Genomic DNA, 15,247 nt, shown 5'->3' with positions numbered 1-15,247 from the left:
GGAATAGGCGCGTGGCGCCGCAAATGCGCGACATGATAGCGGGAAAGATGTGGCGACTGTCAGGCCGCCTTCGCGAGCAGGCCCTTTAATACAACAAAAAGCTATCGATCAGACCGGTTCGCAGACTTCGACCAGTTGCCCCAATCGACTGCGGGTGCGTGCCAGGTCGATGGCATCGCCGTCCAGGCTTTCACGCAGGGCGTGCTGTCCGAGCAGGGTCAGGTACTTGTCCTGGTCGTATAGCACGTCGATGAGGTTGATGAAGCGCTGTTGGGCGGCAATCGAGCACTCACCGAGCCGCGGCAGTTCATCGATGATCCAGCTATCGAAACGGCGGCACAGCTCCAGGTAATCCATCACGGCCACAGGCTGGTCACACAGGTCGGCGAAGGTAAAGCCGATGCGTCGCTCATCGCGAAAACGGGCCTGGAAATACCGGTTGCCCACCGGTAGCGACACGGGCGGGGCACCGCGATCCGGCAGATTCAATGCCCGTCGCTGCGCCCCGCTGGCCGGCCACACGTAATGGCCCTGGGTGAACAGCTGCTGCGCATGGCTGCGGACCTGACTGCGATAATCGTGCGGACCGCCGACTTCCATCACCTGCATGCGCGCATTGATCAAGTCGATCACCGGTTTGAAGCGGGCATGGTACAGCGGATTGGGCAGCAGGCCTTCGGGCGGGTAGTTGGAGGTGACCAGCAACAGGATGCCGCGCTGGAACAGTGCCTTGAACAACCGGGTGATAAGCATCGCATCACCGATGTCGTGCACATGGAACTCATCGAAACACAGCACCCGGCAATCGCTGAGCAGCGCGTCGAGGGTCATCTCCAGGGCGTCGGCATGCTCGCGGTGTTCGAACATGCCCTGGTGCAGTTGGGCGAAAAACTGATGGAAGTGCAGGCGTCGTTTTTCCACGAGGGGAATGGCCCGGAAAAAACCGTCGAGCAGCCAGCTCTTGCCGCGCCCCACGGCACCATGCAGGTACAGGCCGGGAAGGGGGGACGGTGCAACATCCACCAGTTTGCAAGCCTGCAGGGCCATGCAGTCGATCACGCGCTGCTGGCTATGACTGAGTGTGTAGCCCCGGGAATGCGCCTGGAGGCGAAAGTAGTCGCGAATGACCTGGCCTGCCGCGACGCTGCCGGCAGCCGGTGCCTTGCCGAGAAGGCGACGTAACGATTGCCAGCGCGACTGGATTCGCGAACGATTGGGTGGTCGAACGGCCACTGGGATATCACCTCTGGTCTGCGGGCAGGCTCTCCGAGCTGCGGCGGCATAGTGTAACCAGAGCAGGGAATTTGCTTCCAGCGGTGTCAGCGCGCGAATCTCCACTGATACGACGGGGCACTGCAGGAGCGAGCTTGCTTGCGAAAAACGTCTGGGCAACGCGTTCATTCAGACAGTACGCGTTATTGTTGACGTCCATCGCGAGCAGGCTCGCTCCTACAGGGAGCCGCGTCGTTTACGCGATCGCTTTCTAGCGCTCGATACTCCGGTTCCACCGCGCATTCCACGCCGGGCGCTGTTCGTTGACCTGGTCCCAATCCACCGCGATCGCCGTCTGCAGATATTGTTTCATCGCTTCGACCTGGCCGCGGGTGCGGTCGGAGGTCGGGGTATTAGGGTTGGAAGGAATCTGGTCACCGTCTTCAAGCGCGGCGGCCTGGGCTTCGGGGGTGAGCAGGAACGCGGCGAGTTTCTGCGCCAGTTCCGGTTGCGTGTTGTTGGCGATGGCGCATTCGGCGACGTTGAGCACCACGGCGCCTTCCTTCGGTTGTGCGTATTCCACCGGCATGCCTTTGAGTTTCAGCGCGGTGACCTGGGTCGGTGTCAGCGGAAACAGCGCCGCTTCGTCGGTCTGGAGCATTTCTGAAATCTTTGCCGAGCTCGGAATATATTCCAGCACGTTGCGCCCGACGGTGTCTGGCCAGGCCTTGAAGCCCGGATCGACGTTGGTTTCGCTACCGCCCTGAATCCGGTTGAACATCAGGAAACCGTGCAGGCCGAAGGTAGAGGAGGCCATCGACTGGAACACAACCTTGTCCTTGTATCGAGGATCGGCCATGTCCATCCATGAAGTCGGCGCAGTCCAGCCTTTTTCCTTGAACAGGCGTGTGTTGTACGCCAGCCCGGTGACGCCGAGGCTGACGGCCACCGCTTCATCCTTGATGCGCCCCTTGGCCGGAATTTGCGCGAGGGTCGGGTTGTCCTGGAGTTTGTCGCACAGGCCCATGGCAATGGCGCGGTACATGATGCCGTCGTCGAGGAACATCACGTGCATCTGCGGGTTGCCCTTGCTGGCCTGGACCTTGGCCAGGATATCGGCTGAGGTGCCGGGCACGATCACCACCTTGACGTTGTTGGCCTTCTCGAAAGCCGGCAGTACCTTGTCGGCGTACAACCGCTCCATGGTCCCGCCGTTCATGCCCAGGTAAAGCGTCGGCTCGGCGTGGGCCTGGGTGATGGTGAGCAGGGCGCTCATGCAGGACAAACCGAGCAGTGCGTTGCGTTTGAGGTTTTTCATTGGCGCGACCTTCCTCTATCAAGCTACGGAGATGGAGTGAAACCGGGTGATGGAAAACGCATCCAGCGACGTCTTTGACGCGCCGCTACAGATGATCTCGGTGAGCGCCTGGCCCACCGCCGGGCCGATCTGGAAACCGGCGCCGGCAAAGCCGAACGCATGCAACAGACCTGGCTGGGTACGGCTGTGGCCGATCACCGGTTGGCGATCGGGCAGATAACCTTCAGTGCCGCTCCAGGTGCGTATCGCCTGGGCGCCTTGCAGAAACGGGTAGAGCTCGACGGCCTGGCGCAGGATTTCCAGCACGGCGCCTTGACCGGGGCGGGCGCGGGTGTCGTCGAGGGCAAAACCCTGACCGCCGCCCAACACGCAATTGCCGCGTGCGACCTGACGTGCATAAATGCCGCCACCCTCGACACCGGTGCTGGCATCCATCACCAGCGGCAAGGGCTCGGTGACCAGCATTGCCGGGTGGCCGGAGTGCATCGGCACCGGCTCGCCGAACTGCGCGGCCAGGCTGCCGGCCCAGGCCCCGGCGCAGTTCAACAACCAGGGCGCGTGCAGTTCCAGGCCGGTATGCGTGCGCACGCGAAAGCGCTGGCCGTCGTGTTCCACGGCAGTGACCGCGCATTGCTCATGTACCTGCACACCGTGGCGCCGCGCTGCCCGGGCGAACGCAGGGGACACCAGGCGCGGGTTGGCGTGACCGTCATCCGGGCAATAAGAGGCGCCGACCGCAACGTCCCCCACCCATGGAAAACGCCTGCGCAGTTCGGTGCGATCAAGCACCTGCAAGTCGAGGCCGAAGCCCTGGCTGTTGGCGGCGTAGTCTTGCAGGGCACGCAAATCGTCTGGACTGCGGGCGAGTTTCAGGTGGCCGCTGCGTTGATATTCACCGTCGATGCCGATCAATTGCGGCAGCTGCGCCCAGATGGCGTGGGCACATTGCGACAGCGGCAATTGCGACAACGGTCGGCCCTGGCGGCGAACACCACCGTAGTTGACGCCGCTGGAATGCGAACCGCAGAAGTCGCGCTCCAGCAGCACCACACGACGTCCGGCCTTGCCGAGAAACAGCGCCGCTGATGCACCGACAATGCCACCGCCGATGATCACTGCGTCGACTTCGCTCATGCGTCAATCTCCAGGCCAAAGGGCAGCGGTTTGATCGGGGCCTGGGCCCGCAGCCGGCCGATGTCGGACAGGGCACGCCCACTTTCACAGGCAATGATCTCCGCTGCGGCCGCGCCACACATCCGCCCCTGACAACGGCCCATGCCGACCCGGCAATGGGCCTTGACCCGATTGAATTCCCAGTGGCCCTCGCGCACCACTTCACGAATATCGCCGGCGCGGACTTCTTCGCAGCGGCAGACCATCACGTCATCGGCGAGGCCGGCGGCCCAGTTCTCGGGAAAGGCGAAGGCACGTTCCAGGCCCCGGCGAAAATCGCCGATGCGTTCCAGCACCTGTTCCAGTTGAGCGGGACGTTGTGATGGAATCACGTAACCGATGTCTTCGAGCAGCGCCAATGCGGCGCGCTCGCCGGCCATTTCCGCCGCGTCGGCGCCCATGATCCCGGCGCCGTCACCGGCCAGGTACACCTCGGCGACGCTGCTGCGCCCGGCGCGATCGCGTTGTGGCAGCCAGGCGCGGTTGAGCGGGTTCCAGGCAAATTCGCAGCCGAGCAGGTCGGCGAGCTGGGTTTCGCTGCGCAGGCCGTGGGCGAAGGCGAGGGCATCGCAGTGCAGTCGATGTTGGTCTTTTGCGTCGGACCAGATCAGCGCCTGCACCCGTTGTTCGCCTTCGACGTGTTTCAAGGTCGCGCCCTGATGCACCGGGATGCCGTTGGCGGTCAGCCAGCCGCGGTAATAGATACCTTTGGCCAATGTGGCCGGTTGCGACAGCAGTCCGGGCAGGGCGCGAGCCTGGGCACTGAAGGGAGAGCTGTCGAGTACCGCGACCACCTTGGCGCCAGCCTTGGCGTATTGATACGCGACCAGGTACAGCAGCGGACCGCTGCCGGCAAACACCACGCGCTCGCCGATGGCGCAGCCCTGGAACTTCAAGGCGATCTGCGCCGCGCCCAGGCTGTAGACCCCGGGTAGCGTCCAGCCCGGCACCGGCAGAATCCGGTCGGTGGCGCCGGTGGCGACGATCACCCGGGAAAACTCCAGCCGTGCGGCACGTCCGTCCCGCAAGGTGTCGAGGGCGCCATCCTCGGCGTTCCATACCAGGGTTTCAGGGCGGTAATCGAGCTGCTCGCGCAACCCGTCGATGGTCTGGTGCAACGCACTGGCCTTGCGCGCTTCGAAGCCATACAGCTTGACCGGCGAACGCTTGAAATTGGCCGGCTGGCGCCGATAGATCTGCCCGCCACCGCGCGCGGCTTCGTCCAGCAGCACCGGGCGAACACCGTGGGCGACCAGGGTTTGCGCCGCGCGAATACCGGCAGGGCCGGCGCCGATGATGACCACGGGTTTCATGCGCACCTCGGCTGCTGTGCTTTTGTGGGAGCGGGCTTGCTCGCGAAGACGGCTGCACATCCAGCAGAGAGGCTGACTGACAGACCGCTTTCGTGAGCAAGTCGAATCGTCGCACCGCCGCTCCCACAGGGGATTGGGTTTTTGCAGGTGGAATGTGCGTTCATACGGATCGCCCCGGCTCGCGGTTGATGTGTTGCCCGTCTTCCAGCAAGGTCGAGCAGGCGCGTACCCGGCGGCCGTCGCCCAGGCGCACCCAGCAGTCCTGGCAGGCGCCCATCAGGCAGAAGCCGGCGCGCGGTTCGGCGCTGAAGTCGCTGCCGCGCAGGTGTTCGCTGCAGGTCAGCACCGCGGTCAGCACGGTGTCGCCGAGCAAACCGCTGGCCGGTTGGCCGTCGAGGGTAAAGTCCAGGACCGGGCGATCGCCTTCGGCCAGTCGTTTCAGCAGAGCCATGGCGCCCTCATTGTTTGCCCACCAGGACCCGATCCAGGCCATACACCCGGTCGAGCAGAATCATGGTCAGCGCGGTCAGCGCGATGACCAGCGCCGACACCGCCGCCATCATCGGATCGATGGATTCGGTGGCGTAGACGTACATGCGCACCGGCAGGGTCTGCGTGGCCGGCGAGGTGACGAAGATCGACAGGGTGACTTCGTCGAAACTGTTGATGAACGCCAGCAGCCAGCCCCCGGCGACCCCCGGCAGGATCATCGGCAAGGTGATCTGGCGGAACAGCGTGAAACGTCCGGCGCCCAGCGATTGCGCGGCGTGTTCGGCGCTGCGGTCCAGGCCGATGGCCGAGGCCAGCACCAGTCGCAGTACGTACGGGGTGATCACCAGCACATGGGCGAAGATCAGCCAGGCAAAGCTGCCGTTGACCCCCATCAGCGCAAACAAGCGCAGCAGCGCCACACCCAGTACCAGGTGCGGAATGATGATCGGCGACAGAAACAGCCCGTTGAAAAAATCCCGGCCGGGGAATTCGAAACGGGTGATCGCCAGCGCCGCCGGCACCGCGATCAGCGTCGCCAGGCTGGCCGCGCTGAACGCCAGGATCAGGCTGTTGTAGAACGCGTCGACAAAGTCGGCACGCTCGAACACCGCCCGGAACCAGCGTAGGGAAAACTCGGTGGTCGGCAGGCTCAGGGTGTTCTCCGGAGTGAAGGCCACCAGGCACACCACCACCAGCGGTGCGAGCATGAACAACACCACAAGGGCATGAAACAGCAGGGCGAAAGGACCGTTCCTGGACATGACGAATTATCCCAATGACTTCTTGTAGCGGCCTTCGATCATGCGGTTCCACGACAGCATGATCAGCAGGTTGATGAGCAGCAGGGCCACGGCGATGCTCGCGCCCATGGGCCAGTTGAGCTCCGACAGGTACTGGTCGTAGATCAGCGTGGCGACCATCTTCAGGCGGCGTCCGCCGAGCAGGCCGGGAATGGCGAAGGAACTGGCGGCGAGGCCGAACACGATCAGGGTGCCGGACAGGATGCCGGGCATGACCTGCGGCAACACCACCTGGCGAATCACCGTGAAGTGGCTGGCGCCCAGCGACAGCGCGGCTTGCTCGGCGGCCGGGTCAAGCTTCTGCAGCGAGGTCCACACCGGAATGATCATGAACGGCAGCATCACGTGAACCAGCGCAATCACTACCGCGAACGGCGTGTAGAGCAGTTTCATCGGTGAGCCGCCGAGCGCTTGCAGGACCTGATTGACCAGGCCATCGGCGCCGAGCAACAGGCTCCAGCCGAAGGCGCGCACCACCACCGAAATCAGCAGCGGGGTGAGGATCAGGATCAGGAAAATCGAACGCCAGGGCGTGCCCATGCGGCTGAGGATGTACGCCTCGGGCACGCCGATCAGCACGCAGAGCAGGGTGGTCAGCGCGCTGATCCACAGGGTGCGCAGGAAGATCTCGTAGAAGTACGGGTCGCCCAGCAGGCTGCCGTAGTGGTCGATGGTGTAGGCGTCGCCCTTGATCCCCGAGCCGTAGTCGAAGACGTTGAACGACAACAGCAGCGTCAGCATCAACGGGATCACCAGCAGGCTGACATAGAGCGCCAGGGCGGGTGCCGACAGCAGGTAGCCCTGGCGCCCCTGGCGGATGGCGGCGAGTGCACTCATGCCGTCACCTCGTCGACACTCAGCACCCGCAACAGTGCCGCGTCCCAGTCCAGGCCGACCGCCGTGCCTTCGCTCAGTGGCGCCGAGCCGTCGTTGCGGCGCACCACGCAGAGTTCACCGAGGGTCGTCGACACGCCGTACAGCCATTGGCTACCGAGGAAGAAGCGACTGCTGACCTTGCCTTGCAGGCGACCAACGCCAGCCTCGCGCAGATCGATTTTTTCCGGACGCAGGCTCAGGGTCAGGTCGCCATCGCCACGTCCGCACACCTGAACCACACCGGTCGTGTCACGTTCACCGGGCAGCAGGTTGGCTTTGCCGACGAACCCGGAAATGAACTCGGTACGCGGGTGTTCGTAGAGGGTGTAGGGCGCGTCGATCTGGGTGATGCGCCCGGCCTGCATCACCACCACGCGGTCGCTGATCGACAGGGCTTCGGACTGGTCGTGGGTGACCATCAACGTGGTAATGCCGACTTCGCGCTGGATGCGGCGGATCTCGAATTGCATCTCTTCGCGCAGATTGGCATCAAGGTTGGACAGCGGTTCATCGAGCAGCAGCACCGGCGGCTGGATCACCAATGCCCGGGCCAGGGCGACGCGCTGGCGCTGGCCGCCGGACAGCTCCCGAGGATAACGCTCGGCATGCTGATGCAGGCGCACCAGCTTGAGCACCCGCTCGACCCGCTGCTGGATCTCGGCGTTCGGCACCTTGCGCATGCGCAGGCCGAAGGCGACGTTGTCCTTGACGGTCATGTGCGGGAACAGCGCGTAACTCTGGAACACCACGCCCAGGCCACGGCTGGCGGGCTTGGCATGGGTGATGTCACGACCGTCCAGGACAATGCGCCCGCTGGTGACTTCGACGAAGCCGGCGATCATTTGCAGGGTGGTGGTTTTGCCGCATCCGGAGGGGCCGAGCAGGGAAACGAACTCGCCTTTCTCCACCGAGAGGTCAGTGGCGACCACGGCGTCGATTTCACCGTAGCGTTTGCCGAGTTTTTCAAGTTGCACAAAAGCCATGAGTGCGCCTCCACCTGAGATTGTTATGCGTCGCCCGCAGGCGCGCTTTCTTGTATGGGCAGATACGAAAAATGTTGCCGGGGTGCGTTGGCGCTCGACTTGAGTCGGCTGCCGCTGTTGTTCGAATCGCCCCTGTCTGGACGCAGATTAGGACGAAGACTAGGATGGGCTCAATGGCCAATTTCACTGAGGCGATGACTATTTTCAGTTTCATTCGCTGAGTAAATTAAACGTCGAGAAAATTAATGTCAGATTCCATTGAGCGGAATGAAAACAAAAATGAAGTCGGCGTGGGTGCCGTCTCAAGACTGTTTGCGGTGCTGCGGGCGCTGGGCGATACCGTCGAGGGCGGTGAACGGGTGACGCAACTGGCGCAACACATCGGTTTGTCGCAACCGACCACTCACCGCTTGCTGCGCAGCCTGATGGACGAAGGCATGGTCGAGCAGGATGCACGCAGCAAACGCTATCGGCTCAGCCTGGATTTTTTTGCCTTGGCCGCCCGTGCGGGCAACAGCGGAAACCTGCGCGAACTGGTACGCCCGGCGTTGCTGCGGCTATCGGCGTCGTTGGGCGATTCGTTGTTTCTGCTGGCACGCAGCGGCTTCGATGCCATTTGCCTGGACCGCAGCGAAGGGCCGTTTCCGATTCGGACCTTCACCGGCGATATCGGTGGGCGCGTGGCCTTGGGTGTGGGGCAGGGCAGCCTGGCGATTCTCGCGTTCCTGCCGGAAGAGGAACGCGACACGGTGATTAACTACAACCTGCCACGCTTGAAGGATTTCCATCTGTATGACGAGGTGTTCCTGCGCTCGGAGGTCGAGAACGTACGCAAGCTCGGATACGCCGGGCGCAACACCGGCGTGCTGCAGGGCATGGCCGGGGTGGCGGTGCCGATTCTCGATCGCGAAGGCCGGGCGGTGGCGGCGTTGAGCGTGGCGACCGTGAGTGACCGCCTGGGGCCGGATCGTTTGCCGACGGTGGTGGAGATGCTCAAGCGCGAAGCGGCGTTGATCGGGCCAAGGATCAATCCGTTTGATCCGCTGTTGCGCAGGCCGTCGCAGGTGTTTGGACAGAATTGAAACCACCACAAGACCAAGTGTGGGAGCGGGCTTGCTCGCGAAAGCGGAGTATCAGATAAATGAATGTCGACTGACACTCCGCCTTCGCGAGCAAGCCCGCTCCCACATTTGATTTGTGTTGCTATCAGAACTGAGTGGTCTGCCTGAGCATCTGCGCCGTCGGCGTATCTGCCGGGCTGACCATCGCGTAGTTGTAGCCGCCACCCGACCAATATTCGGCCTGCAACCCGCCATCGCTGCGACTGCCTCTTGGCAGCATGAAGTTTTTCGGTCCCGGTGGGCGCACATAGAAGCTGATTTTTTGTCCCCTCAGGTTCTGGTAAACGACCATCGCCGCAGGCCCTTGATCGGTGCTGAGCAAGCGTCCGCTGACCGGTTTGAATCCGGCGCCGGCGAGGTCGGGCAAGCGATTGGCCCGGTTGAAATAGCGGTCGAGCCAGCCTTGCATGTCGCCGTCATCGCTGGCCTTGTAGTCCGCCGGCAGGATCTCTTGCTGGGCAATCAGGCGATAGGCTTGCAGGGCGTCGGTCATTGGAGGCGGGGCGCCGACCAGGGTCATTTGCCGTGCCTGCCAGCCACTGAAACCGCCGACACCGACAGCAATCAGCAGCACCGCGGCGCTGGCCAGGTGTCGGCGGGACTGACGTTTGAGGCGCTGGCGAATCAGTGCCGGATCGAGGTTCGGGTTGGCCGGTTGCTGCAAGGCACCACCGAGGGCTGCGCGCAGTTGTTGGGCATCCAGTTGCCAGGCGCGCACTTGCGCGGATATTTCGGGATTGCTCGCCAGAAAAGTTTCGACCAGGCGTCGGTCGGCGTCGCTCAACTGGTGGTCGACATAGGCGTGCAGGTCACGCTCGCTGGGGGGCATGCTGATCATTTGAGTCTCCGCAGGGACGGGCGGTTGATTTCGCCATCACTGAGTTGGCGCAGGGCCTGGCGAGCCCGGGACAGGCGGGACATCACGGTGCCGATGGGGACGTCGAGAATCTCGGCGACTTCTTTGTAGCTCAAGCCCTCTACCGACACCCACAGCAACAGCGCGCGCTGTTCGGTGGGCAGTTGATCGAAGGCGCTGAGGGTCGATTGTGCCAGCACAGTGCGTTCTACCGAGGGCTGGGGATCGTCACGCCCGGTGAAGAATTCGAGCATGCGTGCATAACGCCGGGAGCGGCGGTGCGCATCGAGAAACTGCCGATAGAGAATCGAAAACAGCCAGGCGCGCAGGTCGCCCTCGACGCGTTTGCCACCCCAACTCGAGAGTGCCCGCTCCAGGCTCGCCTGTACCAGGTCGTCGGCGCTGCTCGGGTTGCGCGTCAACGACACGGCAAACCGGCGCATCCCGGGAATGATTTCTCTCAGTTTTTCGTCGATATCGTTCATCAGGTTCTGACAAGTCACTACGCTTGGGACTAGGAAGACGCCCCGTGCTGGAGGTTATTCCACGCCTGAAAAAATAAATACCGCCTGTGGGAATAATCCTGTGTGCGGTTCGTCTGCTTGATTCTTCTCACTTGTGGCCGATGGCCCTGGAGTCTTTCATGGTAGATCGATCATCACCGCCAACCCGGCCGCCCTTGAGCGCGGCGAGCCTGACGTTGCGCCTGGCTGGCATTGCCGTGGTCGTTGCCGCAGTGGCTGGGGCGTTTGCCTACGTCAACGGCACCTTCGACCCGCAGCGCTTGACCCCGAAGAAATTGATCAACGTGCTGGAAACCAACAACGGTGTACATCCGGGTTTCCGTCGCAACCATGCCAAAGGCGTATGCGTGATCGGGCATTTCGAGAGCAGTGGCGAGGCGCGCAGCTATTCCACCGCCCAGGTGTTCAACGAAGCGCGGACACCGGTGGTCGGGCGTTTCGCCTTGCCGGCCGGCAATCCATACGCACCGGACAGTGCCGTGCCGATCCGCAGCCTGGCCTTGCGCTTCACTCAGGCCAACGGCCAGCAGTGGCGTACAGGGATGAACAGCATGCCGGTGTTCCCGGTGGGTACGCCCGAGGCGTTCTATCAGTTCCAGCAAGCCCAGTCGCCAGACCCGGCCACCGGCAAGCCCGATCCCAAGGCCGTGCCTGCATTCTTCGGTTCGCATCCCGAATCCGCGCCGTTCCTGGCCTGGATCAAGACGGCCAAACCGTCGGCCAGTTACGTCACCGAAACCTACAACAGCGTCAATGCGTTTTATCTGGTCAATGCCACGGGTCAAAAACAAGCGGTTCGCTGGAGCATGACGCCAGTGGCGCAAGACGCACCGGGCGCGACGGCACCGCAGGGCAATGACTTCCTGGAGAAAGACCTGGTCCAGCGCATCGCCGCCGGCCCGCTGCGCTGGCAGTTGAACATTACCCTGGCCAATCCGGGTGATCCGGTGAACGACGCCAGCAAGGCCTGGCCCGAAGGACGCAAGGTGTTGAACGCGGGCACCCTGGTGCTGGAAAAGACTCAGCCGCAACTCAACGGCGAATGCCGTGACATCAACTACGACCCGCTGGTGTTGCCTGCCGGGATCGAAGGATCCGACGACCCGTTGCTCGCCGCTCGTTCCGCCGGTTACGCCAATTCCTACCTGCGTCGCACCAGCGAAGTCAGCCAGTTGCCCGCCGCCAAACAGGAGGCCCAGCAATGAGCACTCAACCGAACCACTTCGCACCGCTGGCGCGCCTGCTGCACTGGCTGATGGCGCTGATGATCATCGCCATGCTGTTTATCGGCGCCGGCATGGTTGCCTCGGTGTCCGAGCGCCATGAGTGGCTGATTCATCTGCACAAACCCCTGGGCGTCGCGATCTTGCTGTTGGTGATCGTGCGACTGGTGGTGCGCTTTTCCACCACGCAGCCACCGCTGCCGGCGGACATGCCGGGTGTGCAAGTGCTCGCGGCCAAGGCTTCGCATGTCTTGTTGTATGCATTGATGCTGGTTTTGCCGCTGCTGGGCTGGGCGATGATTTCGGCGTCGGGCGAACCGGTGATGCTCAACAGTTCGCTGCAACTACCGTCGATTGTGCCGGCGAACGCGCAGGTGTTTGCGTTTTTGCGCAAGGCGCACGGCTATCTGGCGTACCTGCTGTTCCTGACCGTGTTGCTGCATTTGGCGGCGGCGCTGTTTCACGGCTGGGTGCGTCGTGATGAGGTGCTGGACAGCATGTTGCGCGGTAAGGATCGCGGGTGAAAGCGGCCACCAATCATTGAGGCGAGGGGGCAAGCCCCTCGCCTCAGGTGGTCAGCGCAAGGTGTCGACCATATCGGCCAGCGTGGTCAGCACATCTTTGCCCAACTGTTTCGAACGTTTGCCCGACCAACCGGTTTCCGCGTTCGGATGATCATCGTGATCCTTGAACGGCATTTCCAGGGTCAGCGACAGGCAGTCGTACTTCTGCCCGACGCTGTTGCAGGCCAGCGTCATGTTGGCCTTGCCCGGTTCATCGCGGACATAACCGTACTTGGTCTGGAAGTCCCTGGTGGTGTGCTTCAGATGGCTGCGGAAGTGCTCTTCCAGTTTTTCCAGGCGCGGTGTGTAACCGGGGTTGCCCTCGCAGCCGGCGGTGAATACGTGGGGGATTTCCTCGTCACCATGGACGTCGAGAAACATGTCGACGCCGTACTTTTCCATCTGCTGCTGTACGAAAAAGACCTCCGGGCTGATTTCCTGGCTGGCGCTCTGCCAGGCGCGATTGAGGTCCTGGCCCATGGCGTTGGTGCGCAGGTGGCCGTGGAAAGCGCCATCCGGGTTCATGTTCGGCACCAGGTACAGGTCGGCGCTGGCCAGCAGTTTATTCAGCACAGGGTCGTCGTGTTTTTCCAGGCGCTCGATCACGCCTTCCATGAACCACTCGGCCATGTGTTCGCCCGGATGTTGCTGGGCAATCATCCACACCTTGCGTCGACCTTCAGCCCCGGTGCCTTTGCGCAATAGCTGGATGTCGCGACCTTCGACACTTTTGCCAGTGGCCAGCAATTCAGTGCCAGCCTTGCTCAGTGCCTGCTCGATCAGCCAGTCGTGGCGGCCACGGCTGTAGGGTTCGAAGTAGGCGAACCAGGCGTGGGGCTGCTCGGCTTCGAGGCTGAAACGCAGGCAGTCGCCTTCAAAAATGGTCGGTACGCGGAACCAGTTGACGTGATCGTAGGACGCCACCGCCTGATATCCGGTCCAGGCCTTGTTATAGGAGGATTGGCTGGCATTGTTCAGGCGAAACCAGTGCTCCTGCCCGACATGCAGGCCGCTGGCCTTGAAGTGGAACCACTGGAAATGGGCACTGCGGGTGTCCGGGCGAATGGCCAGAAGTGGTTTTAGCGGGTCGCTGATGTCGATGACTTGGATGTTGCCGCTGTCGAAGTTGGCACTGATGTCGAAAGAGGATTTAGCCACGGCCATAATCGGGTCCTGAATATGATTTTTATGGCGGCTACTTTACACGCAAGAGTGGGGTGAAACCGAGGGAAATTGCGGGGTGCAGGGGTGGGGGCGTCCTCCTTGACGCTGTCGCAGCTTAGAGACTGCGAGATTGATTCTCAAGTGCTATTTGTCGCTGGTTTGAACCCGTGATGCCGGGCTTCCCTTGCCAGGCGGTATTCTTTTGATATCATCCGCGCCAACGAATTTGCGGCACCCAAAGACTTCATTAGCCTGAAGCCAAAAGCCAGAAAACTGGCAAAAAAAAGACCCGGCAAAAAGCCGGGTCAAAAACCGTGATTAGCCTGATGAGGAGATAGTCCAGGAGACCGACCTAAGGTCACCTGGTCCATCGACTGATCTCGCGATCAGTTGGTGCAATAATAATCATTCTCGTTTGCAGGTCAAGCGTTTTTGCCTGCGCGACAGGAAAATTCTTTCCTGTCTTCTCGATTTACCCGCTTGCCTCATCCGTTTTCATACTTCTCCAGCGATCGATCGACCATCGCTTTGGCCATGTCGATCATGTGCACCGTCGAAAACGCCAGGTCGCGGTTGGCGCCTTGCAGGTGATTGGCCGATTCGTACGCGATGGCAGCAGCACAGCGCAACAGGTCCAAGGCATGGACCAGCGCCTCTTCGCCGTTGATATTGCGGTTCACATCAAAAAAGCGCGGCTCGGCCACTTCCTCTGAAACAGCTGGTTTCAAGTAATAGTCCAGCGCGCGTTGTGCCGCCGCTGAGCCTTGAGGCGAGGTGAGGGTGGTGTCGATTTGCATGTCCGGCAGGTCATTGGCGGGTGGGTTCATGATGATGGCAAGCTCCGTGTCAGATTCAGATCCGTGAATCGATCCTAATACAAACTGTATTTGTGACGATAATTTAAATACTACAATTTGTGTTTTGATGGCCGGAGTCACCCACGTATCGTGCCGCACATGGATAAATGGATTGAATTGGTCAAGGCCAAGATGAGTGAACTCAAAATCACTCAAGAGATACTCGCCGAGCGCCTCGGGATGTCCCAGGGCGGCATTGGTCACTGGCTCAACAAACGTCGTGAACCGGGCATCGAAGACATGAACCGTGTGCTGCGGGCGCTGGGCCTCGAGTTTCTCGAGGTGGCTCTGGTGATCCGCGAACCGCAGGCGTCAACCGATGACGAAATCCCCCTGACACAGAAGTACAACCCGTACTTTCGCTACCCGATCAGCGACTGGCGCGAACCTGCCGAAGTGCGCGACGGCGACGTCGCGGTGTATGCAAAGGGGCACTTTGAATTGTCCGACTACCATGCCCGGGGGCCGGCGTTCTGGCTGAGAGTGGCAGGCGATGCGATGACCGCCCCCAATGGCATCAGCATCCCGGAAGGCATGCTGATTCTGGTGGACCCGGCCGTGGAAGCCGTGCCTGGCAAGCTGGTCATTGCCCAGTGGCCGGACAGTGCCGAAGCCACGTTCCGCAAGTTGATCGAAGAGGGCGGGCAGCGTTACCTGGTCCCGCTCAATCCGACGTATCCGAAAGCCTTGTACACCAAAGAATGTCGAATCATCGGTGTAGTGGTTCAGGCAACGACCAAGTTCTGATCAGATCGGTCCCCGCGAGGCGCAG

The 15,247-nt window shown here is 61.9% G+C and carries 16 protein-coding genes; 4 read left to right on the top strand and 12 right to left on the bottom strand.

Features of this window, described 5'->3' with window-relative positions:
• Positions 1 to 108: 108 nt before the first annotated feature.
• The 8 genes from zapE to ACLD1X_RS26090 form a co-directional block, all read right to left on the bottom strand.
• A complete protein-coding gene (zapE, locus tag ACLD1X_RS26125; protein ID WP_429372698.1) occupies positions 109 to 1,233 on the bottom strand; it encodes a cell division protein ZapE in 1,125 nt (374 codons plus the stop codon).
• Between the two features lie 250 nt (positions 1,234 to 1,483).
• Positions 1,484 to 2,530 carry an ABC transporter substrate-binding protein gene (locus ACLD1X_RS26120; protein WP_429372696.1) on the bottom strand — a complete coding sequence of 349 codons (1,047 nt, stop codon included), beginning with the start codon at positions 2,528 to 2,530 and terminating at the stop codon, positions 1,484 to 1,486.
• 18 nt (positions 2,531 to 2,548) lie between these two features.
• Positions 2,549 to 3,664 carry an NAD(P)/FAD-dependent oxidoreductase gene (locus ACLD1X_RS26115; RefSeq protein ID WP_429372694.1) on the bottom strand — a complete coding sequence of 372 codons (1,116 nt, stop codon included), beginning with the start codon at positions 3,662 to 3,664 and terminating at the stop codon, positions 2,549 to 2,551.
• Positions 3,661 to 5,016, bottom strand: a complete 1,356-nt coding sequence (locus ACLD1X_RS26110) for an FAD-dependent oxidoreductase (protein ID WP_429372692.1) — start codon at positions 5,014 to 5,016, stop codon at positions 3,661 to 3,663. The genes ACLD1X_RS26115 and ACLD1X_RS26110 overlap by 4 nt, the downstream gene beginning before the upstream one ends.
• Positions 5,017 to 5,176: 160 nt before the next feature.
• Positions 5,177 to 5,467 (bottom strand): (2Fe-2S)-binding protein, encoded by a 291-nt coding sequence (locus tag ACLD1X_RS26105; RefSeq protein ID WP_429372690.1) that lies wholly within the window; start codon positions 5,465 to 5,467, stop codon positions 5,177 to 5,179.
• A gap of 7 nt (positions 5,468 to 5,474) precedes the next feature.
• On the bottom strand, positions 5,475 to 6,269 hold the full coding sequence (locus ACLD1X_RS26100; protein ID WP_205887700.1) for an ABC transporter permease: 795 nt from the start codon (positions 6,267 to 6,269) through the stop codon (positions 5,475 to 5,477).
• 6 nt (positions 6,270 to 6,275) lie between these two features.
• Positions 6,276 to 7,145, bottom strand: a complete 870-nt coding sequence (locus ACLD1X_RS26095) for an ABC transporter permease (protein WP_429372688.1) — start codon at positions 7,143 to 7,145, stop codon at positions 6,276 to 6,278.
• Positions 7,142 to 8,167, bottom strand: a complete 1,026-nt coding sequence (locus ACLD1X_RS26090; RefSeq protein ID WP_429372685.1) for an ABC transporter ATP-binding protein — start codon at positions 8,165 to 8,167, stop codon at positions 7,142 to 7,144. Before ACLD1X_RS26090 ends, ACLD1X_RS26095 begins: the two co-directional genes overlap by 4 nt.
• 245 nt (positions 8,168 to 8,412) lie before the next feature.
• Here ACLD1X_RS26090 and ACLD1X_RS26085 point away from each other — a divergent pair, with 245 nt between their 5' ends.
• Entirely contained in the window at positions 8,413 to 9,249 is an 837-nt protein-coding gene (locus ACLD1X_RS26085) for an IclR family transcriptional regulator (RefSeq protein WP_429372683.1), read from the top strand.
• A 124-nt stretch (positions 9,250 to 9,373) separates the two neighbouring features.
• Here ACLD1X_RS26085 and ACLD1X_RS26080 read toward each other — a convergent pair whose 3' ends face one another.
• Both ACLD1X_RS26080 and ACLD1X_RS26075 read right to left on the bottom strand, forming a co-directional pair.
• Positions 9,374 to 10,126 carry an anti-sigma factor family protein gene (locus ACLD1X_RS26080; protein WP_429372681.1) on the bottom strand — a complete coding sequence of 251 codons (753 nt, stop codon included), beginning with the start codon at positions 10,124 to 10,126 and terminating at the stop codon, positions 9,374 to 9,376.
• A complete protein-coding gene (locus ACLD1X_RS26075; RefSeq protein ID WP_429372679.1) occupies positions 10,123 to 10,629 on the bottom strand; it encodes a sigma-70 family RNA polymerase sigma factor in 507 nt (168 codons plus the stop codon). The genes ACLD1X_RS26080 and ACLD1X_RS26075 overlap by 4 nt, the downstream gene beginning before the upstream one ends.
• A 158-nt stretch (positions 10,630 to 10,787) precedes the next feature.
• Here ACLD1X_RS26075 and ACLD1X_RS26070 point away from each other — a divergent pair, with 158 nt between their 5' ends.
• Both ACLD1X_RS26070 and ACLD1X_RS26065 read left to right on the top strand, forming a co-directional pair.
• Positions 10,788 to 11,873, top strand: a complete 1,086-nt coding sequence (locus tag ACLD1X_RS26070) for a catalase family peroxidase (protein WP_429372677.1) — start codon at positions 10,788 to 10,790, stop codon at positions 11,871 to 11,873.
• Positions 11,870 to 12,415, top strand: coding sequence for a cytochrome b (locus ACLD1X_RS26065; protein ID WP_429372675.1), 546 nt, complete (start codon positions 11,870 to 11,872; stop codon positions 12,413 to 12,415). The genes ACLD1X_RS26070 and ACLD1X_RS26065 overlap by 4 nt, the downstream gene beginning before the upstream one ends.
• Before the next feature lie 51 nt (positions 12,416 to 12,466).
• Here ACLD1X_RS26065 and ACLD1X_RS26060 read toward each other — a convergent pair whose 3' ends face one another.
• Entirely contained in the window at positions 12,467 to 13,618 is a 1,152-nt protein-coding gene (locus ACLD1X_RS26060; RefSeq protein WP_429372673.1) for a M14 family metallopeptidase, read from the bottom strand.
• Between the two features lie 485 nt (positions 13,619 to 14,103).
• Complete coding sequence (locus ACLD1X_RS26055) at positions 14,104 to 14,445, bottom strand: DUF6124 family protein (protein WP_429372731.1); 342 nt, start codon at positions 14,443 to 14,445, stop codon at positions 14,104 to 14,106.
• A gap of 129 nt (positions 14,446 to 14,574) precedes the next feature.
• Between ACLD1X_RS26055 and ACLD1X_RS26050 the strand changes: the two genes are divergently transcribed.
• Positions 14,575 to 15,222 (top strand): LexA family protein, encoded by a 648-nt coding sequence (locus ACLD1X_RS26050; RefSeq protein WP_429372671.1) that lies wholly within the window; start codon positions 14,575 to 14,577, stop codon positions 15,220 to 15,222.
• Positions 15,223 to 15,247 lie beyond the last annotated feature (25 nt).

It is taken from the genome of Pseudomonas sp. 18173 (assembly GCF_050432945.1).
In the GTDB taxonomy this organism is placed as follows: Bacteria; Pseudomonadota; Gammaproteobacteria; order Pseudomonadales; family Pseudomonadaceae; genus Aquipseudomonas.
This window is presented reverse-complemented; position numbering and strand designations above follow the sequence as displayed.

Excerpts from the sequence above, each read along its gene's own strand:
- ACLD1X_RS26120 (WP_429372696.1), bottom strand. The coding sequence starts at position 2,530 with ATGAAAAACCTCAAACGCAACGCACTGCTCGGTTTGTCCTGCATGAGC.
- ACLD1X_RS26115 (WP_429372694.1), bottom strand. The coding sequence starts at position 3,664 with ATGAGCGAAGTCGACGCAGTGATCATCGGCGGTGGCATTGTCGGTGCA.
- ACLD1X_RS26110 (WP_429372692.1), bottom strand. The coding sequence starts at position 5,016 with ATGAAACCCGTGGTCATCATCGGCGCCGGCCCTGCCGGTATTCGCGCG.
- ACLD1X_RS26105 (WP_429372690.1), bottom strand. The coding sequence starts at position 5,467 with ATGGCTCTGCTGAAACGACTGGCCGAAGGCGATCGCCCGGTCCTGGAC.
- ACLD1X_RS26100 (WP_205887700.1), bottom strand. The coding sequence starts at position 6,269 with ATGTCCAGGAACGGTCCTTTCGCCCTGCTGTTTCATGCCCTTGTGGTG.
- ACLD1X_RS26095 (WP_429372688.1), bottom strand. The coding sequence starts at position 7,145 with ATGAGTGCACTCGCCGCCATCCGCCAGGGGCGCCAGGGCTACCTGCTG.
- ACLD1X_RS26090 (WP_429372685.1), bottom strand. The coding sequence starts at position 8,167 with ATGGCTTTTGTGCAACTTGAAAAACTCGGCAAACGCTACGGTGAAATC.
- ACLD1X_RS26085 (WP_429372683.1), top strand. The coding sequence starts at position 8,413 with ATGTCAGATTCCATTGAGCGGAATGAAAACAAAAATGAAGTCGGCGTG.
- ACLD1X_RS26080 (WP_429372681.1), bottom strand. The coding sequence starts at position 10,126 with ATGATCAGCATGCCCCCCAGCGAGCGTGACCTGCACGCCTATGTCGAC.
- ACLD1X_RS26075 (WP_429372679.1), bottom strand. The coding sequence starts at position 10,629 with ATGAACGATATCGACGAAAAACTGAGAGAAATCATTCCCGGGATGCGC.
- ACLD1X_RS26070 (WP_429372677.1), top strand. The coding sequence starts at position 10,788 with ATGGTAGATCGATCATCACCGCCAACCCGGCCGCCCTTGAGCGCGGCG.
- ACLD1X_RS26065 (WP_429372675.1), top strand. The coding sequence starts at position 11,870 with ATGAGCACTCAACCGAACCACTTCGCACCGCTGGCGCGCCTGCTGCAC.
- ACLD1X_RS26060 (WP_429372673.1), bottom strand. The coding sequence starts at position 13,618 with ATGGCCGTGGCTAAATCCTCTTTCGACATCAGTGCCAACTTCGACAGC.
- ACLD1X_RS26055 (WP_429372731.1), bottom strand. The coding sequence starts at position 14,445 with ATGAACCCACCCGCCAATGACCTGCCGGACATGCAAATCGACACCACC.
- ACLD1X_RS26050 (WP_429372671.1), top strand. The coding sequence starts at position 14,575 with ATGGATAAATGGATTGAATTGGTCAAGGCCAAGATGAGTGAACTCAAA.